Genomic DNA, 22,934 nt, shown 5'->3' on the forward strand with positions numbered 1-22,934 from the left:
GGATGCTGAAGTGGGAGTTTGGGCTTGGGAAATGGAGGCGGAACCAGCGACAACCTGCCCATTGATTGGGAGCGCATTTACCGGGGGAGCAGCTGAGGCGGCTTGAATGAAACTAGCAAACCCTCCAATAAAAAAAGAAAGTGTTATTACCTTCTTAATCCCAAAGGAAGAAGTTGAGATAAACCCAAAGGAAGAGTTTGAGGATGAAATCCTCAGCGGATTAATCAAAAACTTTTATATAGTAGGTTAGAGCCCTGATTTTACTGGGATTTCCCATAAAAGTGGTACGAGAAAAGCCTAAAAAATACATCCTGAAGGAGGAATAGGGGAAATTGTGGTTTGGAGGTGGTGCCCGAGGCCGGAATCGAACCGGCACGACTTTTTTGAGTCGGCAGATTTTAAATCTGCTGTGTCTACCGATTTCACCACTCGGGCCCGCACTGACAGTAAAGCAGTGCTAAACAAACCAAGACAACTGAAATTTTAGCATGCAAGGCCTCTAGGGGCCCTTTTGCCCCTCTGCCCAAGGGTGCACTAGATAAAACATCTAAAATATCTCCATGAATTTACCGGCAAAATCATCGGGGCTGAGCAAGCTTGTACAGGCTGGCCTATGGCTAATAGGGCCCTGCCTCATTATTGGATTAGCAGTCACTCTTGCCTATTTATATTGCGCCCAATCGAATATCTCTGGGAAACGCAAGATTAAAAGTCTAGGCGATTCTGTTGCCATCACCTTTGATGCATCCGACATTCCACATATCAGCGCAAAAAGCCAAGCAGATGCCTACTTTGCCTTAGGTTATCTACATGCTAGTGAACGCTCCTGGCAAATGGAAATGAATCGACGCATTGCGAGCGGTCGACTTTCAGAAATCTTGGGTAATGACACCGTAAAAATTGATCGCTTTGTACGCACACTTGGCATCAAGCGTGCAGCTGAACGCCAATTTGATCGTTACCCTGTTTCTGCCAAGCGTCTACTGCAAGCCTATGCTGATGGCGTCAATGCTGGTAATGCGCAATTAGGCTGGGCTCTCCCAGTTGAGTATTTCTTAACAGGCTCAAAACCAGGTCATTGGTCGCCAACAGATAGCGTAGCCTGGATGTTAATGATGGCTTATGACTTGGGTGGAAATTGGCAGAAAGAATTACAAAGGCTTGAGCTCTCTCAATTCCTGAGCACCAAAGAAGTATGGGAAGTGGTCCAGCCATATGAAAATGAAGAGCCTGTCAGCAATGTAGATTTTTCCAAGCTGTATAGAGAGTTGAAGGTCTTTCTTCCCTCTCCTGGTCCAGCAGAAAGTAAGCCTCAGAATTTGCCTTCAACCGAGTTGAGTCAGTTAGATCAAATGGGGGCCAGGGATGGCATCGGCTCTAATAACTGGGCCTTGAGCGGCAAACTCAGCACTTCCGGCAAGCCCTTATTGGCCAATGATCCCCATCTGGGACTTTCTGCTCCGGCTGTCTGGTACTTTGCTCACCTTGAAGCCCCTGGTTTAAATGTCATCGGTGGGACCCTTCCTGGAATTCCTGCGGTTGTTTTGGGTAGAACAGATAAGTTTGCATGGAGTTTTACCAATACCGGGCCAGATGTTCAAGATTTATACATTGAGCAAATTGACTCGAAGAATCCAGGCATGTATCGAGGTCCTGATGGACCACTTCTGTTCAAAGTGCATCAAGAGATTATTGACATCAAAGGATCCCCCTCTCTAACTTTCTTGGTAAAAGAAACTCGACATGGTCCTGTCATCTCGGATTCCTATGCAAAAGCCAAGCGTACGATTAATACCGATCGCTTTGCTCTTGCGTTGCGCTGGACAGCCCTCGATATTGAAAATCAATCCGTTGCTGGCTTAATGGATATGAATCGCGCAGCCGACCTAGATCAACTCAAGCAAGCGCTAAGAAAAAATTACGCTCCAATGCAAAACGTGGTGATGGCAGACACAGAGGGCAATATTGCTTATCAGGCAGCGGGGATCGCCCCTAAAAGAATTCTGCACCAGGGGCTCTATGGCGTTGCGCCAGCGCCTGGCTGGGAACGGCAGTATGACTGGAATGGCTATGTCCCCTTTGAGCAGCTCCCCGCCAGCAACAACCCTGAGCAAGGCTGGATAGCAACTGCCAATCAAAAAGTTATTGCTGCCAATAATCCCAACCCTTTAACGAGCGACTGGGACTTACCAACCCGTTATGACCGCATAGTTGATCTCATCAAATCTAAGAGCAGCCATTCGACTGATGATATGAAAATCATGCAAGGCGATACCCTATCGCTTGGGGCAACACCATTATTAGAACTATTTAAGACCAGCCAAGGTTCTCATCCCCTAAGCGCACAAGCGATGGCAATTGGTAAAAGTTTTGACGGCAATATGAAAGTGGATAGCGCAGGCGCACTTCTATTTAACGCCTGGGCAGACCAGTTAACCCGCAATCTCTTCTCTAGATTGGGCTACCTGTTTACTGAAAATTATGGGGCACGCAACTACCGCGCTCCACTAATACAGCAAGTGAAAAATCCCAACAGCCCCTGGTGTGATGATCCAAAAACTGAGAAGGTTGAATCCTGTCAAGAGTCATCCAATAAGGCGCTTGATAAAGCTTTAGATTACCTAAGCAAGGAGTATGGCAATGACCCCAAGTCATGGCTTTGGGGTAAGGCACATATCGCGATCTCTGAACATCGCCCATTTAGCAAGGTACCGCTACTTGGAAGTTTGTTTAATATCAAAACGCCTTTTCCGGGTGATAGCTTCTCAGTCAACGTGGGACGCCTTGAGCTTTTACAATCCGACAATCCCTATGAAACACTGCAGGCACCAAGTTTGCGGACAGTCTATGATTTATCCGATCTGGAGAAATCACTTTTTGTATATCAGACGGGTCAATCTGGATGGGTACAAAGCAAGCTCTATCGCAATATGAACTCGCTGTGGGCCAACAATGAATATTTACCTCTGCAGATGAAGCCAGAAAAGACCAGTCGACAGCTTGAATTAATGAATAAATAAGCATTTCGATAAATGCTAAAAATCTCACTGCCGCCTATCATGGCGAGTAAAATAACTTTATTGTGACCAGTAATTTCAAAGGGCCTTTCATGAAAAAATTATCCTCCCTACTTATTCTATTCGCTGCCGTAATGTGCTCTCCCAACGCATTTGCAGAATGGCAAGAGATCGGCAAACCTGATGCTTTTACTCTTTACGTAGATGCAGCTACGATTCAAAAGCAAGGTGATAAAGTGCAAATCATGTCTTTGTTGGATTTCAAAAAGCCAGGGCAAAATCCAAAAACTAAAGAGACTGCAAACTCCCTTATTGGCCTTAACGAATTTGATTGCAGCACTATGAAATATCGCCCCATCGAATTTAAAGTATTTTCCGGGAACATGGGCAAAGGCAAAGTGGTAGAAGAACAAAAAACTCCAGATAGCTCTTTTGAAACCATTGAGAATGGATCTTGGCCAGCCGGAGTATTTAACGTTGCTTGCCGGACAAAGTAAAGCCGGTTTACTAACGTCAAAGCCGATTGTCTTATCGGCCCTAGGTGTATCAGTTTTTTTTATTAGCGGATGTGCTGCGCCTTTAGCCGCTTTAAGCAGCTCCAGTACGGCAGCTGCCAGCGCAGTTGGAACTGCTGCTGTAGCCAATCCCGGAACAGCGGTTAGCCTTGCCTCAACCGCCGCTACAGGTAAGTCCCCTCTGGAGCATGCTGCATCTGCCGCTACCAAAAAAGAATGTAGCTTTTTTAATGTAATCGACTCAAAGCCTATCTGCATCGAAGTGATCCTGCCAAGGATTACTGACAATAGCGAGCTCTTAATGGGGCCCGCGGATTCCACCCAAAAATCCGCTCAGCAATAACTAGGTCACTTAGCCCAAACCAGCGGGATAACAGACTAAAATTGTCATTTATTAGCAATTAACCAACGATTTAATATGACCACTGAAAACTATTACCTCACCCTCACCTGCCCCAATAAACCTGGAATTGTTGCTGCGGTCTCCACTTATATATTTGAATTGGGTGGTGATATTGAAGAAGCCCAACAGTTTGATGACAAAGCCTCGAAGCGATTTTTTATGCGCGTTAGCTTTAGTTGCCCTGCGAATGTAGATTCACTCAGAGCGGGCTTTTTGGATATTGCAAAGCGATTTGAACTTACTTGGGATTTGCGTGCAGTAAAAGATCTTAAGCGAGTATTAATCATGGCTTCTAAGTTAGATCATTGCCTGGTCGACCTTCTCTATCGGTGGCGCATTGGTGAATTGCCGATGATTATCTGCGGCATCGTCTCCAACCATCCTCGTGATGTCTATGCCAGCATTGATTTTGCAGATATCCCGTTCTATCACTTACCAGTCACACCTGAAACCAAGCCAGCACAAGAAGCCAGACTTCTAGAAATCGTTGCCGAGTCTAAGGTTGATATGGTGATTCTGGCGCGCTATATGCAAATCTTATCGGATGATCTATCTACCCAACTATCCGGTCGCTGTATTAACGTACACCATTCTTTCCTACCAAGCTTTAAGGGTGCCAAGCCTTATCACCAAGCGCATGCGCGCGGTATCAAACTCATTGGCGCCACTGCCCATTTTGTAACGAGCGATTTGGATGAAGGTCCGATCATCGAACAAGACGTGACTCGCGTAACTCATGGTGATACCCCAGATGATTTAGTTCGCAAGGGTCGGGATTTAGAGCGCACCGTTCTTTCCAGGGCATTACGCTACTACCTGCACGATCGTGTTTTAATTAATGGCGCTACTTCAGTGGTCTTTTCCGACTAAGTTAGAAAGCCCTTTGTTAAGGCCTCACCCCTGGGGACTCTAGGGGTAGGCCTCTAGCTCGCCACATCAGAAATAATTCTAACTGCGCCATCTCTGGCGAACCATATTCAAATTGTTGCGCCCTTACACCGCTCATGCAGTTCCGAAGGCGCCTTTGCAATGAGCCTAAGGTTTGCCATTCCAAACGATATATTGGGTAGGCATTGGGATGTCCTTGCGGTATTGGGCTGCCACCAAGCTTAAGACCTGCCCTATCCTCATGGCATTGCGCACAAGATAAATTGAGCTGCCCCATACGCTCATTAAAGGTCTGCCTACCCATTTTCATGAAAGTTGCGTTAGCAGAATTTTCACTGACTGCAATTGGCATCCCTTTGGATTGAAACGCAATGAAGGCTGTTAAAGCTAGCAGGTCTCTGTTCTCGTAAGCCAAAGCGGGGGCTGATTGAGCGCCAACTCGACACTGATTAATTTGCCCCTCTAAGGTCTGGAGTTTGCCTTTAATTACTTTCGGATATTGTGTCGCTACACCCCGCATAGATTTTTTTGCATCACCATGACAGGTGCTACAAGATTTGCTCTGCGGACCTACCTTTTGTTGCCAAAGACTTTCGCCATCACCAACCCAAAACATTGCTGGATTGAGTGAGGGGTCATCCTGCATCGCCTTGTTCTCAGCAGACATTAGTTCATAACTCGATTGCTGGGAAGGCTGCACTGCTTTTGCTACCCCCATAGGTATGAGGTTAGCAAGTATTAAATAAATACTGCTTAGGAATAAAGATGTCTGCTGATTCACGAAACAGTAATGTGAGACTGGTTTACCGCCTCGTACCCATCATCCCCAACCCATCTAAATTCAAGAGTTCCGGACTCCACAGCGATCGTCGTAAAGATGATTAAGGGATTGGCCCCAATCCCCGAATAGAAATCTGCTTTAAACACTTCGACAGTGTTGTAGGTGCAGGTAAAGGTGCGAATGATGTCGCGAGGAATGAGCTTGCCGCCTTCGGTATATCGAAAACCTGACTCCATATCATGCTGCGCAATTGCGCGAATCTCAATAATGGAATCTTTTTTGGCCGTAGCGGGCATCGTAATGGATGTGCGGGAAGTTTTACTCATACCATCTCCGTACATGCTGAAAGGGTTACCAGAGTTTCAGCAGAGCCTTGCCAAAAACTACCATTACTCATCTGTGCAATAGCCCATACCTTCTGGCTATCGGCTAAACGAACGCGCGTCGTAATATTTGCAGTGCCCGAACGTGGAGTAAGGTAAACGGTAAAGATATTAGGCAAAGGATTGCCCTCGGCAATCACATGTATGGTCTTGACATAATCATTGGTGGTCATGGGACTATCAACACTGACCTTCAAGACCACTAGATTACCGTTCTCCACCAGCGGAGGAATAGTTAAGGTTACCTTACCCTCCCGAATAGCTGCACCACCAACAATCTTTTTAATGGCCTCATCAGCCTCTTCTTTTTTAGCAAAGACTGTTAAAGGATTTGCTAACAAGCCTAGGGCTATCAGTCCAAGACCTTGAACTTGCTTAAGCCATTGCCGGCGATACTGAATATTTTTCATCTAGAGTTCAGTTAGTTTTGATTATTTAAAGTCATTAAAAAAGCGACCACATCTTCAATCTCTTGGCCACTCAGTATGTTTTGACCAACGAATTTAGGGGCTACACGATTGAGATGGCTTGTTTGATAGTAGGCCGGCATGATCGTTTGTGGATTGAAATGTGCTGCATTCACAATACGCGCTCTTAATTGAGGTGCATTTAACCTCGCTACGCTCGCCTTCAATTCAGGGGCTAAGTTCCCTTGAAAGCGCTCTTCTGGAAAGGGGCCGCTATGACATAACAAACATAAACCCGTTTGACGACTTGCCACGATTGCCCTGCCACGTACTGGATTGCCCGCCTCAGAAGAAAGGGATTCGAAAATCGAATCCCCCGTAATTACTTGAGCACGCACAGCATTCAGATTGAGGATGACTAGCAATAAAAACGCTAGTGCAATCCTCTTTCTCATCGACACAATTTCACTGTGAGCTAAGTCTTAAACCAACTTGATGCCGCTGTTTTTCAAAGGCACGGTGCGCAAGCGTTTACCTGTTGCACGATAAATAGCATTGAGAACCGCTGGAGCAGCTACAGCAATCGTTGGTTCACCTACCCCACCCCATTCTTTACCGCCACCTTGAATGATGATGGTTTCCACTTTTGGCATTTGAAAAAGGCGAATCGAGTTAAAGGTATCGAAGTTCTTCTGCACAACGGCGCCTTTTTCGATCGTAATCTCTTCTTCAAATAAAGCGGATAAGCCATAAACAAACGAACCAGACACTTGACGGGCAATTTGCGCAGGGTTCACTGCATAACCTGGATCTGTAGCAGCAACAATGCGATGAATCTTCACTTCATTGCCATTAGTAACAGACAGTTCACAAGCTGCAGCAACATAACTGCCGAATGAGCGCATTTGCGCAACACCACGATAGACGCCTGGGGCAGCTGGTTTAGTCCAACCGATACCATCAGCCACTGCATTCAATACTGCAATTGCACGCGGGTACTTTTCCATATGCTTGCGACGGAACTCTACTGCATCCATGCCGGTTGCTTCAGCCAACTCATCCATAAACGTTTCAATAAAGATGGCGTTTTGGTTAACGTTCACACCACGCCAGAATCCTGGTGGCACGTGGGTGTTACGCATAGCGTGGTCAATAGTAAGATTAGGGAAGCTATAAGTAATGCCATGCTCACCACTATCCTCGAGACCCTGGAATGCTAGCGGATCCTTACCTTTGTTTGCGGCAACTACTGCTGGACGTACTGCAGCCAAGATGGACTGACCTGACAAGCGCATATTGATACCAGTGACGTTTTTCTTGTCATCGATTGCAGCAGTCATCTTACACATCATTACGGGATGGTAACGACCCTGGGTCATATCCTCTTCACGAGTCCAAATCAACTTGATAGGAGTACCTGGCATTTGCTTGGCAATATTCACCGCTTGTGTTGTGTAATCCTGGAAGGCTCCACGACGACCAAAGCCACCGCCAAGGTTTACCTTATAGACATTACATTTTTCCGCAGGAAGTCCAGATGCAGCAATCACAGCCGCCAATGAAGCTTCACCGTCTTGAGTAGGAACCCAAGCCTCACAAGAGTCAGCGGTCCATTTTGCAGTCGCTGTTTGCGGCTCTAGGGTGGCATGATTTAAGAATGGGTAGAAATAAGTAGCCTCTAATTTCTTAGATGCGCCAGACATGGCTGCTTTGACATCGCCATTGGTGTTATGTACAAAAGCATCATCAGCGTTCAGACCCTCTTCCAACATCTTCTTAATAGAAGCGCTGGAGACATTGACGTTATCGCCGCTATCCCAAACGATATTCACTTGGTCTAACGCAGTTTTAGCCTGCCAAAATGTTTCAGCGACAACGGCCACTGCTGAATCACCTACCTGAACTACTTTCTTAACGCCTTTCATACTCTGCGCTTTAGCCGCATCGTAGCTTTTCACTTTACCGCCAAATACTGGAGACTCTTTAATATTAGCTACCAGCATGCCTGGCATCTTCAAGTCAATTGCATAGACCTGTCGACCAGTCACCTTGTCAGAAACACCGTCGATACGATTGACAGGCTTACCAATCAAGGTCCACTCTTTGGGATCTTTCAATGGGACGTCTTTTGGCACTTCCAACTGTGATGCTGCTACAGATACTTTACCGAAAGTCGTTTTTTTGCCAGACGGTGTATGGGTAATCACGCTATCTTTTGCTACGCATTCAGAGGCAGGAACATTCCATTGGTTAGCTGCAGCCTGAATCAACATGATGCGCGCAGCAGCTCCACCTTTACGAACATATTGCTCAGAAGTACGAATGCCACGGCTACCGCCAGTGGAATAGCTACCCCACACTTTGTTACGTTTTAAATTCTCGCCAGGGGATGGATAGTCATAAGACACTTTTTTCCAGTCACACTGCAACTCTTCTGCAACCATCTGAGCTAAACCTGTGATCGTGCCCTGACCCATTTCGGAGCGCACAATACGCACAACAACATCATCGTTTGGCTTTACCACTACCCACACACCAATTTCTGGAGTGGCTAATGGGGCCATAGCGGATGCGCCCGAACCAACCGCTGCATTTGCAGCAGACATGAATGAGAGATCAAAGCCAATAGCTAAGCCAGTGGCAATGGCGCTAGAGCCAATAACAAAATGGCGACGGGAAGTATTTGTATTTGTAGTCATGTCTTTCCCCTTAAGCCTTGCTAGCTGCATGAATCGCTGCACGCACTTGCTGGAATGTGCCGCAGCGGCAGATATTAGTAATGGATTCATCGATCTGCGCATCGGTAGGCTTTGGATTATTTCTTAACAAAGCGGTGGTTGCCATCACCATGCCAGACTGACAGTAACCACACTGAGGCACTTGATTGTCTACCCACGCTTTTTGAACTTTAGAAAGCTGACCACTCTTCTCTAAACTTTCAATGGTCTCGATTTTTTTACCCTCAGCTGCAGCTACTGGAATAGAGCAGCTACGCATAGCTTGGCCTTCAAATAACACTGTGCATGCGCCGCATTGACCAACTCCACATCCATACTTAGTGCCGGTTAATCCCACCTGTTCGCGGATTACCCAAAGCAATGGGGTTTCTGGATCTACGTCCACCTTATATTTTTTGCCATTGACATTCAATTCAGCCATGAGTGCTCTCCTATAAATTCTTTTTATGGTTTCAGGGGCAACTTCATTACCCCTTCTTATCGTGTGCTTATCTTAACTAAGAATTAATATATTGCAATGCAACATATACATCGAGGGCGAAGGACTAGTGAGCCTGCCAATCAAGGATTAATTCAGAAAATAACTGGGTCGCGTCTGTAATCTTGTCGACATAACAAAATTCGTCAGTTTGATGGGCCATTTCTGGCTGGCCTGGCCCCAGAATCACCGTAGGTGGATTGCCGATAGCGGGCTTTAATGCTGATGCATCGGTAAAGTAAGACACGGTCTTTTCGATTGGGCGAACCCCATTAATCTTTTCACAAAAATCAAACACGCTTGCCATCCAGGGATCTGCAGCGGGCGTGAACACCCCTTCAATATCAATAATAGTGTCCAGGCGAACGGTGGGGCCTAGCGCTTTACATAGACAGCCGTAAATATGTTTGTGACTTTGCCCTGCAACCGTGCGAATATCCAGCGTCATTTCTGCTGCATCAGGAACCGAGTTGATATTGATGCCTGATTTAGCAGTGCCTACATTAAGAGTGCCCTGCCCCATTAACTCATGAGCCGGAGTATCGAAGGTAAATTTCTCCAGCGTTAATGCCGCCTTAGCTAGCTTATAGAACGCATTGTCTCCACGCTCAGGCATCGAGCCATGTGCTGTGACTCCATCGGTGGAGGCTTTTAACCAGTAAGCCCCTTTATGACCCAGCAAAGGTTCATTGGCAGTTGGCTCAGCCACAATAAAGCATCCAGCAGGGCCCAGAAAATCCAAAATCTCTTGGTTGGCTGCCAAATGAAATGCGCCCTCGCAGCCCGTCTCTTCTCCTGCGGTAATGATCATGCTCACGCCAGCGCCTTGCTTTGCGGAGTCAGCCATTTTCATAGCTGCAACAACAAAAGCAGCGACGCCACTCTTCATATCACTAGAGCCGCGCCCATATAGCTTGCCATCTTCAATAATGCAGGCAAAGGGTTCGTATTTCCAAGTGCGAGCACCCAAAGGAACAACGTCTACATGCCCAGTAAAGCAGATGCTTGGCTTTTGATCGGAACAGGTGCCAATTTTGGCCACCAGACTCATTCGATGTGGAGCAAATTCAATCTTGCGACATTCATAGCCCACCGACTCTAAAAGTTTGGCTAGATATTCACAAACTTGATCTTCATTTCCCGGGGGATTGATCGTATTAAAACGAATCAGCTCTTGAGTTAATTCAATTGGATCAGGAATGCTATTTGTCATCATCATTTATCCAAAATAAGCGGCTTGAACTTCGGCGTTCTCAGCCAATCCAGTAGCGCTTCCCTCGGCTACCACTTGACCTTTGGTGATGACATAGCCACGATGGGCGATTGCCAAAGTTTGTCGAACATTCTGCTCAACCAATAAGACCGTGGTCCCCATTTGATTAATTTCTTTAATGATTTTAAAGTTTTCTTTTACAAACAAAGGTGACAGGCCGAGTGAAGGCTCATCAAATATCAGCAACTCAGGCGAACTCATTAGGCTGCGGCTAATAGCCAGCATGGCTTGCTCGCCACCAGACATAGTCCCTGCCAACTGATTAGAGCGCTCCGCAAGGCGCGGAAATAAATGCTTCACATGCTCGCGACGCTCTTCAATGACCTTTTTGTCGGTTACCAAATATGCTCCAGCAGATAGATTTTCATCCACCGTCATACGCGGAAACACGCGACGCCCTTCTGGAACACATGCAATCCCTGCTTCAATAATGCGATGTGTTGGTAAGTGGGCGATATCCACACCATTAAAAATAATTTTTCCACGATTCACTGGGGTCAATCCCAAGACAGATCGAATTAAGGTGGATTTACCGGCTCCATTGGCGCCAAGAATGCAGGTGATTTCACCCTTCTCGACTTTAATTGATACGTCTTCTAGTACATCAATCCGATCGTACGCGGTATAAATGTGTTCAATCTCTAATAAGGCCATGATTATTCCTGCCCCAAATAAGCGACTTGCACTTCGCGATTGTTCACGATCTCATCGTAAGTGCCCTCAGCGATCTTCTTGCCATAGTTCAGAACAATACAACGCTCCGTCATTCGTTGAATCAAACCCATTTCATGCTCAATCAAAATAATGGTGAATGGCTTAATCTTGCTGCGTACTTGCAAAATGTCATCCATTACTTCAGCGGTCTCATCATGAGTCATGCCGGCTGAAGGCTCATCTAGAAGAAGTAAATCAGGTTGACTGATCAAGGCTCTGCAGATTTCAATGCGGCGGCGATCAATCATTGGCAAGCTTGCCACTGGCTCAAATATTTTGTCAGCTAACTTAGGATTAAATGTAAGGAGCAGCTGCCTTACCTGCTCAACCAAGCCTTCGTATTCTTGCTTGAACTTTTCCCTTTGAAACAAATTAAAGAAAAGCCCAGAATTTAATCGACGGTTATCACCAATGGCGATGTTATCGAAGACCGTTAGAGGCAAAGACAAACGCGAGCGTTGAAACGTACGAGTAATCGCATGCAAATACACTTGCTGAGCAGTAGCATCAGTTAAATTCTCACCGCGAAATGAAACACTTCCTGAGCTTGCCCGATACAGACCGGTAATCACATTAAAGAAAGTAGTTTTGCCTGAACCATTTGGACCTAGCAACCCCAATACCTCCCCCTCATTCACATGAAGATCTAATGAATCCAATGCTGTCACGCCGCCGAAACGCATGGTGAGTTTTTCGGAAACTAGAATTTGCTTCTTTGATGATGTCAATGAACTCATTTTTGACCTCCCGCTTTGTTGCCCGGGAAATACTCTCGAATCCGCCTTGGTAGCAAACCATCAGGACGGAATAGCAAGATCAAGATCACCACAATGGCATAGAGCAAGAAACGATATTCCTGAATGAACTGCAGTTTCTCAGGAAGAATTACCACAATAGCTGCCGCAGGAATGATTCCCCAAGGATTACCAATACCACCCAAAATCACAATTGATACCAATATCAAGGAGTCAGCAAAGGTAAAGTTATTAGGAGCAACATAGGCCGTCATCATTCCATAGAGTGCTCCCGCCATACCAGCAATAAAGTTACCCAATGTAAATGCCACTACCTTCCAGTGCGCAATATTCACACCAAAAGTAGAGGCTGCAATTTCATCTGTACGGACCATATCCATACTGAGACCAATCCATGAACGCTCTAGATTGCGGGTGATCCTAAAACTAGCTATTAGCAGAACTAATGCGATCAGGAGGTATGGGATGTAGAAAGACAGCTCAAAACCGCCAATGTCCAAACCATCCGATAAATTCCAGCCAAAAATAGTCAGCGGAGGAATCTTTAACCCCTGCGGACCTCCCAAGGTGTCATTCACCTCCAAGAAATTACGGAATAGGATGCCAAATGCAATGGTGACTAAAGCCGCATAGTGCCCACGTGTTCTCAACACGGGATAGATCAATATGGAACCAATCAGGGCAGAGATGCCTGCGGCGATAAATAGAACCAGCAAATGCGGGATCGCGGTGTGGGTTGCCAATATTGCAGCGGTATAACTGCCGATACCAAAGAAAGCGGCGCCTGCAAAGTTCACGATGCCGACATAACCAAATTGAATGTTTAAGCCAAGGCAAACAATGGAATAGATCAGCACAGTAGCGAGCATCAATAGCGCAAAGTGTGAATTGTGGAACACCAGCATGGTTATCAGCACACCAGTAATCGACGCAAAAGCAGGAAACTGTGGATGCTCTCTTACAGCAATCGTAAGCTTATCCATCAACCCTAATTTTTTACCAATCAAACTGGTTACAAACGCGAGGATTACGAGAGCGCCAACTTCTAACTGGTTTTCAGAGCCCAACAATAAAATGCAATAGACCAAGCAGGCAATGAAGGCAGATATTAATAACTTCATACTTAAACTCGCTCGCTGGATTTTTCAGAAATCAAGCCCGTAGGCTTCAATCCCATGATGATGATAATTACCGCAAAGGCAAAGACGTCTTTGTAAGCGCTTGGAACGCTCGGCATGATGGCCGGTAATAAAACAGCGCCAATCGTTTGGAGTCCCGCAAATAAGAATCCTCCCACAATCGCCCCATAGAAATTTCCCAAGCCGCCCACTACCGCAGCCGAGAAGCCAATCACGCCTAGCAATAAACCCATGCTGAAGTTGACTTCGTTGTAATACAGGCCGTTCATTAGGCCAGCAAGTGCAGCCAAGGCTGAACCCAACATGAACGTGATCAAGACAATTCGGTGGAAGTTAATGCCCATAATGCGTGCTGTTTCACTATCTTGTGCAACCGCACGAATAGCTAAGCCAATCTTGCTCTTGGTGATCAGGCGCTGAACCGCAACAATGATTAAGACTCCGGTAATGAGCAAGATGAGGCTGTCAGAGCGCAACGTAAATTCGCCAAGAACAATGCCATCAACCGGTAGCAACTTTGGAAAAGGTTTGGGATTGGATCCATTTGGATAAAACAAACGGACTAATTCACGCAGCGCCAAGCCCAACATCAAGGTTACCAATAAGGTGTTGATTGGGGGTGCTTTCTGCAATGGCAGAATGAGGTAGCGCGCAATGACTGCCCCAAGAAAGGCTGCAACAGCCAGACTCACTACTATTAATACTAAAAGCTGTAGCCAAGGAGAAGTAAAAGTCTCGGCTATACCAATATAGGCGGTGAGGCCAGCAAAGGCCCCCACCATGAGGATGTCACCGTGAGAAAACTTAATGACATCTAAAACACCGAAGTAGAGGGTAAATCCAACTGCCACGATTGCATAAATGACGCCTAACATCAAACCATTGAGCAGGTACTGCAAAAAAATATCAAATGACATGCAAAATTACCCTCTTCTACTACGATTTCAATTACTGCCCTAACTTACGCTGCTTCTTAGCATAGAGACTATCTTCCCAGAGAACCCATTTGCCATCTTGCGCAACATACTTAGAGATCAAAGGAACAATGTTTTGACGATGATCATCAAAACTGACTTTGCCAATAATCGTTTCTACGTTTTGGGTGTTATTTAAAAGATCCATGACCTTCTTGCGATTAGGGCCTGCCTTTTCAATTGCAGCCATGATCAAATTAGTCGCGGTATAGGCAAAAGGACCGTAAGCTTCAGGCGCATCTGGATACTTTTGTTGTGAATACTTGGCAATGAACTCAAGTCCACCTGGGAGTTTTTCCCATGGCGCACCCTCAATGAAAGACAAAGAGCCTTCAGATAATTTACCTAAGCCCTCGATGTAAGCATCAGACTTAATTCCGGAGGTTCCTTCAAATACCGCCTTGATACCCAAGCGATCCATTTGTGTACGGATACGAATACCAATTGGTGTGAGGCCACCAAAGTAAACCACTTCAGGGTTCAATTGCTTAATTTTGGTTAATTCGGCAGTGAAGTCTTGCTGATCAGCAGTGACGCCAAAGGTACCTAAGATCTGGCCGCCATTTTTAGTCAGGAACTGAGAGAAATACTTATTGTGACCTTTGCCGTAATCGGTAGTGTCATGAATGATGACCCACTTCTTGTAGCCTAAGCCAGTTAAGAATTTGGCTGCCACTTCATTTTGATTAATCATCGTACCGTTTACACGATGAATCTCTTTATAGTCATTGCCATAAGTGATTTCAGGTAGAACGGCACCCCACACCATGACTGGCAATCCAAACTTGTGATAAACGTCGACAGTACTCATTGCGACTGCTGAGCAGTAATGAGTTACACCCGCGATGATGGAGCTATCTGACGCAATTTTGGTAGCAACTTGAACGCCAACGTTTGGCTTGCACTCATCATCTGCAGTAACCAATTCATACTTATATTTAGCATTCGGGTCTTGGTTTTTGAGGCGAACCGCTAGATCAGCAGAGTTACGACCACCAATACCATTTGCGGAAACACCTCCGGTCAATGGCCCAATGTAGGCAATCTTGACCGTATCTTTAGCCGATACAGAAAAAGAAAGGCTGGAACACAAAGCAAGAAGCAAGCCAGATACAAGTGACTTCATGTTGAATCTCCTATTTATTAGTATGAACTGCTATTTTCAAACCAGTGTAGCAAGGTTTTGTATACAAGATATTGACTGGGATCATTAGGATATCTTTGTACAAATCAAATTTAACTCAAGAAGATATGGTGAGACCCCAGAAAAACCCCTCCTTTGGTGCCTCAGGCACTGAGATGGTTATATGAGCACTCTATTCACGCAGGCGGTAAGATAGGAGCATGATTTTTGGCCTTGTACAAATCCTTCTCTTTCAAAGCCTGGGTGAACTTGTTTCTAAGTTCCTTTTGCCGACGCTCCCTGGTCCGGTCATTGGATTAGTTCTCTTGGTGCTGTGGCTTGTTTTGCGCAAAGGAATTAATTCCGACCTAGCTATGGTGGGTGATGGCTTTAGTCAATACCTTGGGCTTCTCTTTGTTCCAGCTGCCGTTGGCGTGGTGCTTTTCTTGCCCCAGCTCAAAGCAAATGCATGGGCCATTATTAGCGCCCTCATTGGTAGCGTCATCCTCACTATTGCCTCTAGCGCATTAGTCGCTCGTTTATTGAGTAAGAAAGAATCTCATGAGTGAAAAGCACTCTATCGTCGAGATTTGGGTTTACTTATCGGGTAGCCCGCTTTTTGCCTTATTCATTACGCTGGCGGCTTATCAAATTGGGCTCAGTATTTATAAGGCCAGCCATCAGAATCCATTGGCCAATCCAGTAGCAATTGCCATTCTGATTGTGGCAAGCACGATTCAATTTATTGAAATGCCCTACTCAACCTATTTTGAGGGAGCTCAGTTTATTCACTTTTTATTAGGATCGGCGACAGTATCTTTAGCTATCCCCATCTATAGAGGGTTGAGTAGCCTTAAAGGAAGATCGCTCCCTTTAATTGCCTCGCTATGCACGGGTGGATTGGCGTCAATCATCAGTGCGGTAGGCATTGCTACTGTGCTCGGGGCGGACTCCAGCATTACTGGAGCAATGTATCCCAAATCAGTCACAGCACCAATTGCCATGGGTATTGCAGAACGTATTGGCGTCTCACCCACTCTAACGGCCATCTTTGCCGTGAGCACCGGAATACTAGGTGCTATTTTGGCACCCTTTGTATTGAACGCATTGGGTATGAAAGCTTGGTGGCAAAGAGGTTTTGCCATTGGCATTGGTGCTCACGGCATCGGCACCTCACGTGCATTTAGCATTCATCCTGAAGCAGGAACATACGCCAGTCTGGCGATGGGCATGAATGGCGTTGTCAGCGCAGTAGCAATTCCTGTGATCTATCACTTATTTAACAAGTGATAGATCTCTGTTTTTTTAATCCGCTTATGTAATCTGCATCGCTACATCAATAGCATCGCCTAAAACGCTACACAGAAATTCCACTTCTTCAGGCTTGGAGATAAATGGGGGGCCTACGGCAATAGCGTCACCCGCCACCCTTACCAAAGCACCTCTTTCGATGCAGGCCTCCAGCACCTTCATGGAACGAAGACCAGGCTTTCCTGGAACAGGGTCAAGCTCAACAGCGCCAGATAAACCAAAGTTGCGAATATCCAAAATGCCAGACTTACCCTTTAGGGCATGAAGTCCATTTTCTAAAACAGGTTCTAGTGCTCGAGCCCGATTGACCAAATCATCAGACTCAAAGATATCGAGCACTGCATGGCCTGCAGCCGCAGGTATCGGATGACCTGAGTAGGTATAGCCATGGAAAAATTCAATCGCTTGCTCTTGCCCACCATTCGAAATAATGTTGTCGTAAATATCTCCACGCACAATCACGCCACCCATTGGAATCACACCATTCGTAATCCCTTTAGCAAATGTAATCATGTCGGGTATCACGCCAAAACGATCTGCGCCGAAGTTTGCGCCTAAGCGACCAAAGCCGGTAATCACCTCATCAAAGATCAGCAAAATACCGTGCTTAGTACAGATCTCACGAATCTTTTGTAAATAGCCATCCGGTGGCACTATTACTCCGGTTGATCCCTGCACAGGCTCCATGATGACAGCGGCAATCGTATTGGCATCATGGAGAGCAACAATCTTTTCTAACTCTTCTGCCAAATGCGCCCCCCACTTTGGTTGCCCTTTTGAGAAAGCCATCTGCGAGAGATTTAATGTATGAGGCAAATGATCTACACCGGGCATCATCATGCTGGCAAACATCTTGCGATTGGCGACCATACCACCCACCGATATACCAGCGATACCAACGCCGTGATAAGCGCGATCTCGTCCAATTAGTCGAATACGGGATGCATTGCCCATTACTCGGTGATAACCAATGGCGATCTTCAATGCAGTATCAACCGCCTCAGAACCAGAGTTGGTAAAAAATACCTTGTCCAATCCCTCTGGCGCCATCTTCGCAATTCGACTAGCCAAGCTAAAAGTTGTTTCACTGGCCATCTGAAATGCAGGGCAATAATCCATCGTTTCAAACTGCTTTTGAATAGCTGCACCAATACGTGGATCAGCATGCCCCAATGGAGAGCACCACAGCCCAGATAAACCATCAAATAGCTTACGACCCTGATCATCAAAGTAGTAAGCTCCCTTAGCTGACTGCATGATCTTCGGATGGTGCTGAAAGTAGCGGTTAGGTGTAAATGGCAGCCAATAAGCTGACATATCAATTCCGCTGGTTGTTTTGTTCATTGTTGTCATGCGTTTCTCTATTTGATCTTTTTAAAACTAGATTCTGAATTTCCAATACTATATTACTCATCTCACTATCGGATCATTAAATGCACTATTTCAAATCTCTCATCCTTGGCTCCTTAGGACTTTTGACTTTAAGTAACACGGCTCTTGCCGCCTCCGATACAGATTGGCCTAAAAAACCGATTGTTGCGATTGTGTCCTTTCCTGCAGGCGGATCTACTGATATCTTTGCGCGCAGCGTGACGGCCCCACTGGCGGAAGCATTGGGTCAATCCATCGTTGTCGAAAACAAACCAGGCGCTGGTGGAATGATTGGCTTACAAGCCGCTGCTAAAGCCGCTCCGGATGGCTACACCATCAACATTAGTGCGCTGACAAATCAATCGATTTCTTCAGCCCTATTTAAAAATCCGCCGGCTGACTTGCAGAAAGATTTTGTTCCGGTGGCATTAATTGGAACAATCCCCCACCTAATCGTGGTGAATCCATCTGTACCAGCCAAAAATCTTCCTGAACTCATTGCATTCATCAAGTCTAAAAAGGGTGACTTTAATTACGCATCCCAAGGTAATGGCAGCCTCTCCCACTTAGAATCCACTTTGTTTATGCAGCGTATTGGAGCAACGGGAACGCATATCCCTTATAAGGGCAGCAGCTTTGCTTTGCCTGATTTGATTGCGGGCAACACCCTCATGATGTTTGACAGCGTGACCGCTTCATTGCCCCACATTCAGAGTGGCAAGCTACGCCCGATTGCTATCGCTGCAGCAGAACGCTCTCCTTTAATGCCCAATGTTCCCACTCTCGGACAAGATGGCATGAAGCAGTTTGATGTAGAAAACTTCTATGCGATTTATGTTCCCAAAGGAACATCTCCAGTAATCATTGCAAAATTAGAAAAAGAAATCCGTAAAATTCTCACGAATCCCGATTTCAAAGCGCGTATGGCAGCACAAGGTATTCACCCTCAGTTTGCAAACTCTGAGAAATTATCTGAAATTACTGCAAGCGAAGCTAGTAAATGGGAGAAGGTAGTAAAGTCAGCGAATGTTAAAGTTGATTAAGCCGTTAAATAGATAAGTCCTTATGTTGATATCCCCTCCTTTTGGTAGTCGCGCACCTGTTTTAGCCAAAAACACTGTTGCGAGCTCTCAACCACTGGCCACTCAGGCTGGTATTGAAGCTCTTCAGAGTGGCGGCAATGCAGTTGATGCGGCACTTGCAACTGCAATCACACTCACCGTTGTTGAACCTACAATGAACGGCATTGGTGGAGATGGTTTTGCAATTCTTTGGGATGGTCAGAAGATACATGGCCTAAATGCTTCAGGACGTGCTCCTGCCGCTTGGAAGCCGGAGTATTTTGCTGGTAAATCCGCAATGGATCTCATTGGCTGGAATACAGTCACTGTCCCCGGCATGGTTGCTGGTTGGATCGAGCTCTCCAGAAAGTTTGGCAAGCTGCCCTTTGCTCAATTGTTTAAACGTGCGATCGACTATGCGGAAAATGGTTTTCCGGTTTCGCCTGTGATTGCCCGTCAGTGGCGTGAAGCCATTCCAATCCTGAAGAACCAACCTGGTTTTGTAGAGTCGTTTTTAATTGATGGCAAAGCACCTCAAGCGGGACAAATCTGGAAATATCCCGCACAAGCCAAAACTCTGAAAGAAATTGCCGCTACAGAAGGCGATTCTTTTTATAAAGGTCCGCTTGCACAGAGTATGGTGGACTTTGCTCAAGCTACTGGCGGTTGCTTCACTATGCAAGACTTCGCTGATAACCAGCCGGAATGGGTTGAGCCTTTAGCCTTCGATTATGGTGATTACACTCTCCATGAAATTCCACCAAACGGATCTGGTATTGCCGCTCAAATTGCCTTAGGTATTTTGCAGGCAGCCAATGTGAAGCAGTACCCAGCTAATTCAGCGCAACGTATTCACTTACAAATTGAAGCTATGCGGATGGCTTTTGCAGATGTCTATGCCTACGTTTCAGATGCACGTTCTATGCAAATGCCAGTGAGCTCTCTTTTAAATAGAGATTACTTGGCCAGTCGCGCAGCCATGATTGATCACAATAAGGCTGGTAGCTATGGACCCGGAGATCCGCATTCTGGTGGCACTGTTTACTTGTGCGCCGCCGATGAATCCGGCATGATGATTTCATACATTCAATCGAACTTCAAAGGCTTTGGTTCTGGAGTAGTCGCTCCAGGCGGTATTGCTTTTCATAATCGCGGCATGAGCTTCAGATTAGAGGATGGACACCCCAATCAAGTCGCGCCAGGCAAGCAACCTTTTCACACGATTCTTCCCGCCTTCCTCACCAAGGATGGCAAACCTACTATGGCATTCGGCGTCATGGGTGGCAATATGCAACCGCAGGGCCATATTCAATTTGTGATGCGCTTTGTAGATGAATACCTCAATCCACAAGCCTGTTCTGATGCGCCCCGTTGGCGTATTGATGATGTAGGCAAGTTAACCGTTGAAGCAGCGATGCCCCAAAGTGTCGTTGATGGATTGAAAGCACTAGGACATGAGGTTGCTGTACAACCAGCAAACAGCTTGGACTTTGGTAGCGCACAAGCAATTGCCAAGCTCTCAGAAGATGCCGACTCTGCTTTTATTGCTGGCAGCGATCACCGTAGAGATGGATTGGCAGCTGGCTTCTAATAAAGAAGCTAAATAGCAAAAGCCTCTTGTAGCACGCCAAGGCTGGCAGATAGGGTTTTTGGATTGCTCTTGCCCACTTTCTTGACCAAGCGCGCTTTATCAACAGCTCTGATTTGATCTAAAAGAATTAGTCCCTTCTTGCCATCGTGCGTAATAGGAACCCGAAAGCCCGCAGGTCTACCCTTGCTAGTCATGGGCGCAACAATTACAGTGCGCAAATGATCATTTAACTCTTGAGGTGATACAACAATACAAGGACGTGTTTTTTTAATTTCACTTCCGATCGTAGGATCTAAATTGATAAGCCAAATTTCTCCACGAGAAACGATGCTCTTTACCAAACCCAATCCCCGTCTTCTTCGTCTGCAAAATCTCCAAGCACCAACTTATCCTCGCCAACCTTTGCAAGGCTTTGGGCATCTTGAGCCCAAAGCTCTCTCACAGTATTTTTAGGCTTACTTAAAATAATTTTTTCTCCGTCGACCGACATCTCAACAATCTCCTTTATTCCAGATTGTTCAAGAATAATCTTTGGAATAACCACGCCTTTAGAGTTGCCAATAGCTCGAATAGCTACCTGCAGTGGTGCTCTACTTTCAGCATTGGATTTATGGTTCTTATTCATAGTAATAACAATGTTATTACATAAGTCGGCAGACGTCAAATAAGAAAAAAAATAGCCTTATTTAGAAGGCAAGCAATTCAGATAGAAACGCTTGATCTCCTGATCGCAGCTGACATCTCTGGGCTCAATCGGCCGCTGTAAAGAAATACCTTCAATTGTTTTACAACGGCTTAGGGCAACATAAACCTGTCCCGAGGCAAATGCGCCTGAGGATAGGTCAACCTTCACTTTATCGAGCGTTTTGCCCTGGCTCTTATGAATCGTTACAGCCCAAGCCAGCATGAGCGGTATCTGAAGATAGGTGCCGATGATGCTGGGGGAGATCTTCCCTGACATCATGTCATGGTCATAGCGATAAGACTCCCACTGATGGCCTGTTACTTCCACTGTATTTGCATAAGGCCCGTTTTGCACCATCACCTTCACCCTATCTGGCAGCAACTCACGCACTACACCAATAGTGCCATTGACCCAACGCTTAGGAAATCCAGGATCCGTTGCGGTGAACATGACTTTAGCGCCTACCTTAAGCACTAAATTATTGGGTGAAGGTAAATTGCGTTCGTCGATATTAAATTTACCCGTCGACTGACCTGCGTAGACCTTGCCCTCAACGGTAATAGCGCGCAAGCCAGCCCCATTGATTTGATCCGCTCTTGCATTTGTAGTGGTCAGAGTAATGGTCTGTTCATCCATCTCAACATCTTTGCGATAGCACTGTGCATTCAGAGTATCAAGAGCCTCATCAATATCATGATTAATTCGAATGCGATTTAATAAGCCTGCGAAGTGCTCATCCTTTTGACGAAAGATCTTAGAGAGCTCTACCATCGTGACATCTTTGCGATGCAAGGCCATAGCGCAAAAGAAATAAGGCCCCTCGTAACCACGCTCTGCTAGGACTTGCATATCAGCACTAGACACCACTGGCGGCAGCTGAAACAAATCCCCCACAAACATCACCTGAATGCCGCCAAAGGGCTTGCCTTTTTGCGGACCATTCTCGCGCAGAAATAAATCCATTGCATCCACGACATCAGCTCGCACCATCGAGATCTCATCAATGATGAGTAAGCGAATATCTTTATAAAGGCGTTTATCGCGCAGCGGCTTGATATCTTCCTCAGGGAAAATGAGTCGTGGGGGCAATCTAAAGAAGGAATGAATGGTCACTCCTTTAACCTGGAGCGCGGCAACCCCTGTTGGTGCAACTACCACGACGTTACCGGGTATGGCTTCTCGTAAATAGCCGATGAGGGTCGTTTTACCAGTGCCCGCTTTACCGCTAACGAAGATGTAAGGATCTTGACGCTCAATAGCCTCAATTACCGCTTGGTAATCGGGGGTAATTTCAATTTCAGAAGAATCTACTACGGAATTAGTCATT

General features: G+C 46.0%; 25 protein-coding genes and 1 tRNA gene. 9 read left to right on the plus strand and 17 right to left on the minus strand.

The window, feature by feature from the left end; all coding sequences use genetic code 11:
* Positions 1-106: 106 nt before the first annotated feature.
* Complete coding sequence (locus FD963_RS10350) at positions 107-250, plus strand: hypothetical protein (protein ID WP_251367201.1); 144 nt, start codon at positions 107-109, stop codon at positions 248-250.
* Between the two features lie 96 nt (positions 251-346).
* On the opposite strand, the gene FD963_RS06355 is transcribed toward FD963_RS10350, so the two are convergent.
* Positions 347-435: transfer RNA gene (locus FD963_RS06355), tRNA-Leu, on the minus strand.
* Between the two features lie 125 nt (positions 436-560).
* Here FD963_RS06355 and FD963_RS06360 point away from each other — a divergent pair.
* From FD963_RS06360 to purU, 4 genes are all read left to right on the plus strand, one after another.
* Positions 561-3,020 (plus strand): penicillin acylase family protein, encoded by a 2,460-nt coding sequence (locus FD963_RS06360; RefSeq protein ID WP_215361209.1) that lies wholly within the window; start codon positions 561-563, stop codon positions 3,018-3,020.
* An 89-nt stretch (positions 3,021-3,109) separates the two neighbouring features.
* Entirely contained in the window at positions 3,110-3,514 is a 405-nt protein-coding gene (locus FD963_RS06365) for a surface-adhesin E family protein (RefSeq protein WP_215361210.1), read from the plus strand.
* Complete coding sequence (locus FD963_RS06370) at positions 3,465-3,875, plus strand: hypothetical protein (protein ID WP_215361211.1); 411 nt, start codon at positions 3,465-3,467, stop codon at positions 3,873-3,875. The genes FD963_RS06365 and FD963_RS06370 overlap by 50 nt, the downstream gene beginning before the upstream one ends.
* A 75-nt stretch (positions 3,876-3,950) precedes the next feature.
* On the plus strand, positions 3,951-4,805 hold the full coding sequence (gene purU / locus FD963_RS06375; protein WP_215361213.1) for a formyltetrahydrofolate deformylase: 855 nt from the start codon (positions 3,951-3,953) through the stop codon (positions 4,803-4,805).
* 16 nt (positions 4,806-4,821) lie between these two features.
* Here purU and soxA read toward each other — a convergent pair whose 3' ends face one another.
* The 12 genes from soxA to FD963_RS06435 all read right to left on the minus strand — a co-directional run bounded on the left by soxA (position 4,822) and on the right by FD963_RS06435 (position 15,591).
* On the minus strand, positions 4,822-5,541 hold the full coding sequence (soxA, locus tag FD963_RS06380; protein ID WP_215361215.1) for a sulfur oxidation c-type cytochrome SoxA: 720 nt from the start codon (positions 5,539-5,541) through the stop codon (positions 4,822-4,824).
* A 59-nt stretch (positions 5,542-5,600) separates the two neighbouring features.
* Positions 5,601-5,930, minus strand: a complete 330-nt coding sequence (locus tag FD963_RS06385; protein ID WP_215361217.1) for a thiosulfate oxidation carrier complex protein SoxZ — start codon at positions 5,928-5,930, stop codon at positions 5,601-5,603.
* The gene (locus tag FD963_RS06390; RefSeq protein WP_215361218.1) at positions 5,927-6,397 is read right to left on the minus strand and encodes a SoxY-related AACIE arm protein; all 471 of its coding nucleotides are present in this window, start codon (positions 6,395-6,397) and stop codon (positions 5,927-5,929) included. The genes FD963_RS06385 and FD963_RS06390 overlap by 4 nt, the downstream gene beginning before the upstream one ends.
* Positions 6,398-6,408: 11 nt before the next feature.
* On the minus strand, positions 6,409-6,849 hold the full coding sequence (gene soxX / locus FD963_RS06395) for a sulfur oxidation c-type cytochrome SoxX (protein ID WP_215361219.1): 441 nt from the start codon (positions 6,847-6,849) through the stop codon (positions 6,409-6,411).
* Positions 6,850-6,876: 27 nt separating this feature from the next.
* The gene (locus FD963_RS06400) at positions 6,877-9,093 is read right to left on the minus strand and encodes a molybdopterin cofactor-binding domain-containing protein (RefSeq protein WP_251367202.1); all 2,217 of its coding nucleotides are present in this window, start codon (positions 9,091-9,093) and stop codon (positions 6,877-6,879) included.
* Positions 9,094-9,103: 10 nt separating this feature from the next.
* Positions 9,104-9,553: a (2Fe-2S)-binding protein gene (locus tag FD963_RS06405; protein ID WP_215361222.1), complete on the minus strand. Its 450-nt coding sequence runs from the start codon at positions 9,551-9,553 to the stop codon at positions 9,104-9,106.
* 124 nt (positions 9,554-9,677) lie between these two features.
* Complete coding sequence (locus tag FD963_RS06410) at positions 9,678-10,829, minus strand: M20 family metallopeptidase (RefSeq protein ID WP_215361225.1); 1,152 nt, start codon at positions 10,827-10,829, stop codon at positions 9,678-9,680.
* On the minus strand, positions 10,830-11,537 hold the full coding sequence (locus FD963_RS06415; RefSeq protein ID WP_215361227.1) for an ABC transporter ATP-binding protein: 708 nt from the start codon (positions 11,535-11,537) through the stop codon (positions 10,830-10,832).
* Between the two features lie 2 nt (positions 11,538-11,539).
* Positions 11,540-12,334, minus strand: a complete 795-nt coding sequence (locus FD963_RS06420; RefSeq protein ID WP_215361229.1) for an ABC transporter ATP-binding protein — start codon at positions 12,332-12,334, stop codon at positions 11,540-11,542.
* Positions 12,331-13,473 carry a branched-chain amino acid ABC transporter permease gene (locus FD963_RS06425; RefSeq protein ID WP_215361231.1) on the minus strand — a complete coding sequence of 381 codons (1,143 nt, stop codon included), beginning with the start codon at positions 13,471-13,473 and terminating at the stop codon, positions 12,331-12,333. Before FD963_RS06425 ends, FD963_RS06420 begins: the two co-directional genes overlap by 4 nt.
* Before the next feature lie 2 nt (positions 13,474-13,475).
* Positions 13,476-14,408 carry a branched-chain amino acid ABC transporter permease gene (locus FD963_RS06430; RefSeq protein ID WP_215361233.1) on the minus strand — a complete coding sequence of 311 codons (933 nt, stop codon included), beginning with the start codon at positions 14,406-14,408 and terminating at the stop codon, positions 13,476-13,478.
* A 31-nt stretch (positions 14,409-14,439) separates the two neighbouring features.
* On the minus strand, positions 14,440-15,591 hold the full coding sequence (locus FD963_RS06435) for a branched-chain amino acid ABC transporter substrate-binding protein (RefSeq protein WP_215357072.1): 1,152 nt from the start codon (positions 15,589-15,591) through the stop codon (positions 14,440-14,442).
* A 218-nt stretch (positions 15,592-15,809) separates the two neighbouring features.
* On the opposite strand from FD963_RS06435, the gene FD963_RS06440 reads away from it, so the two are divergent.
* Both FD963_RS06440 and FD963_RS06445 read left to right on the plus strand, forming a co-directional pair.
* Positions 15,810-16,157, plus strand: coding sequence for a CidA/LrgA family protein (locus FD963_RS06440; protein ID WP_215361235.1), 348 nt, complete (start codon positions 15,810-15,812; stop codon positions 16,155-16,157).
* On the plus strand, positions 16,150-16,878 hold the full coding sequence (locus tag FD963_RS06445) for an LrgB family protein (RefSeq protein WP_215361236.1): 729 nt from the start codon (positions 16,150-16,152) through the stop codon (positions 16,876-16,878). The genes FD963_RS06440 and FD963_RS06445 overlap by 8 nt, the downstream gene beginning before the upstream one ends.
* A gap of 24 nt (positions 16,879-16,902) precedes the next feature.
* On the opposite strand, the gene FD963_RS06450 is transcribed toward FD963_RS06445, so the two are convergent.
* Positions 16,903-18,243, minus strand: coding sequence for an aspartate aminotransferase family protein (locus tag FD963_RS06450; RefSeq protein ID WP_215363915.1), 1,341 nt, complete (start codon positions 18,241-18,243; stop codon positions 16,903-16,905).
* An 89-nt stretch (positions 18,244-18,332) separates the two neighbouring features.
* Between FD963_RS06450 and FD963_RS06455 the strand changes: the two genes are divergently transcribed.
* On the plus strand, positions 18,333-19,313 hold the full coding sequence (locus tag FD963_RS06455; protein ID WP_215361238.1) for a tripartite tricarboxylate transporter substrate binding protein: 981 nt from the start codon (positions 18,333-18,335) through the stop codon (positions 19,311-19,313).
* Between the two features lie 22 nt (positions 19,314-19,335).
* The gene (locus FD963_RS06460) at positions 19,336-20,922 is read left to right on the plus strand and encodes a gamma-glutamyltransferase family protein (RefSeq protein WP_215361241.1); all 1,587 of its coding nucleotides are present in this window, start codon (positions 19,336-19,338) and stop codon (positions 20,920-20,922) included.
* An 8-nt stretch (positions 20,923-20,930) separates the two neighbouring features.
* Here the strand turns inward: FD963_RS06460 and FD963_RS06465 are convergent, their stop codons facing one another.
* Genes FD963_RS06465 through FD963_RS10390 form a run of 3 tightly spaced genes read right to left on the minus strand, consistent with a single transcriptional unit; the run spans position 20,931 to position 22,933 of the window.
* The gene (locus FD963_RS06465; protein WP_215363916.1) at positions 20,931-21,251 is read right to left on the minus strand and encodes a type II toxin-antitoxin system PemK/MazF family toxin; all 321 of its coding nucleotides are present in this window, start codon (positions 21,249-21,251) and stop codon (positions 20,931-20,933) included.
* A gap of 5 nt (positions 21,252-21,256) precedes the next feature.
* Positions 21,257-21,547: an AbrB/MazE/SpoVT family DNA-binding domain-containing protein gene (locus FD963_RS06470; protein WP_215361243.1), complete on the minus strand. Its 291-nt coding sequence runs from the start codon at positions 21,545-21,547 to the stop codon at positions 21,257-21,259.
* A gap of 57 nt (positions 21,548-21,604) precedes the next feature.
* Positions 21,605-22,933 (minus strand): ATP-dependent RecD-like DNA helicase, encoded by a 1,329-nt coding sequence (locus FD963_RS10390; protein WP_215361245.1) that lies wholly within the window; start codon positions 22,931-22,933, stop codon positions 21,605-21,607.
* Position 22,934 lies beyond the last annotated feature (1 nt).

Source organism: Polynucleobacter sp. JS-JIR-II-50, from assembly GCF_018687895.1.
Classification (GTDB): Bacteria; Pseudomonadota; Gammaproteobacteria; order Burkholderiales; family Burkholderiaceae; genus Polynucleobacter.

Bases quoted from the DNA above. Each gene is read 5' to 3' on its own strand.
- FD963_RS06425 (WP_215361231.1), bottom strand. From the start codon at position 13,473: ATGAAGTTATTAATATCTGCCTTCATTGCCTGCTTGGTCTATTGCATT.
- FD963_RS06410 (WP_215361225.1), bottom strand. From the start codon at position 10,829: ATGATGATGACAAATAGCATTCCTGATCCAATTGAATTAACTCAAGAG.
- FD963_RS06470 (WP_215361243.1), bottom strand. From the start codon at position 21,547: ATGAATAAGAACCATAAATCCAATGCTGAAAGTAGAGCACCACTGCAG.
- FD963_RS06450 (WP_215363915.1), bottom strand. From the start codon at position 18,243: ATGAACAAAACAACCAGCGGAATTGATATGTCAGCTTATTGGCTGCCA.
- FD963_RS06405 (WP_215361222.1), bottom strand. From the start codon at position 9,553: ATGGCTGAATTGAATGTCAATGGCAAAAAATATAAGGTGGACGTAGAT.
- FD963_RS06360 (WP_215361209.1), top strand. From the start codon at position 561: ATGAATTTACCGGCAAAATCATCGGGGCTGAGCAAGCTTGTACAGGCT.
- FD963_RS06435 (WP_215357072.1), bottom strand. From the start codon at position 15,591: ATGAAGTCACTTGTATCTGGCTTGCTTCTTGCTTTGTGTTCCAGCCTT.
- FD963_RS06430 (WP_215361233.1), bottom strand. From the start codon at position 14,408: ATGTCATTTGATATTTTTTTGCAGTACCTGCTCAATGGTTTGATGTTA.
- FD963_RS10390 (WP_215361245.1), bottom strand. From the start codon at position 22,933: ATGACTAATTCCGTAGTAGATTCTTCTGAAATTGAAATTACCCCCGAT.
- FD963_RS06445 (WP_215361236.1), top strand. From the start codon at position 16,150: ATGAGTGAAAAGCACTCTATCGTCGAGATTTGGGTTTACTTATCGGGT.
- soxX (WP_215361219.1), bottom strand. From the start codon at position 6,849: ATGAGAAAGAGGATTGCACTAGCGTTTTTATTGCTAGTCATCCTCAAT.
- FD963_RS06370 (WP_215361211.1), top strand. From the start codon at position 3,465: ATGGATCTTGGCCAGCCGGAGTATTTAACGTTGCTTGCCGGACAAAGT.
- soxA (WP_215361215.1), bottom strand. From the start codon at position 5,541: ATGGGGGTAGCAAAAGCAGTGCAGCCTTCCCAGCAATCGAGTTATGAA.
- FD963_RS06415 (WP_215361227.1), bottom strand. From the start codon at position 11,537: ATGGCCTTATTAGAGATTGAACACATTTATACCGCGTACGATCGGATT.
- purU (WP_215361213.1), top strand. From the start codon at position 3,951: ATGACCACTGAAAACTATTACCTCACCCTCACCTGCCCCAATAAACCT.
- FD963_RS06455 (WP_215361238.1), top strand. From the start codon at position 18,333: ATGCACTATTTCAAATCTCTCATCCTTGGCTCCTTAGGACTTTTGACT.
- FD963_RS06385 (WP_215361217.1), bottom strand. From the start codon at position 5,930: ATGAGTAAAACTTCCCGCACATCCATTACGATGCCCGCTACGGCCAAA.
- FD963_RS10350 (WP_251367201.1), top strand. From the start codon at position 107: ATGAAACTAGCAAACCCTCCAATAAAAAAAGAAAGTGTTATTACCTTC.
- FD963_RS06460 (WP_215361241.1), top strand. From the start codon at position 19,336: ATGTTGATATCCCCTCCTTTTGGTAGTCGCGCACCTGTTTTAGCCAAA.
- FD963_RS06400 (WP_251367202.1), bottom strand. From the start codon at position 9,093: ATGACTACAAATACAAATACTTCCCGTCGCCATTTTGTTATTGGCTCT.
- FD963_RS06420 (WP_215361229.1), bottom strand. From the start codon at position 12,334: ATGAGTTCATTGACATCATCAAAGAAGCAAATTCTAGTTTCCGAAAAA.
- FD963_RS06390 (WP_215361218.1), bottom strand. From the start codon at position 6,397: ATGAAAAATATTCAGTATCGCCGGCAATGGCTTAAGCAAGTTCAAGGT.
- FD963_RS06440 (WP_215361235.1), top strand. From the start codon at position 15,810: ATGATTTTTGGCCTTGTACAAATCCTTCTCTTTCAAAGCCTGGGTGAA.
- FD963_RS06365 (WP_215361210.1), top strand. From the start codon at position 3,110: ATGAAAAAATTATCCTCCCTACTTATTCTATTCGCTGCCGTAATGTGC.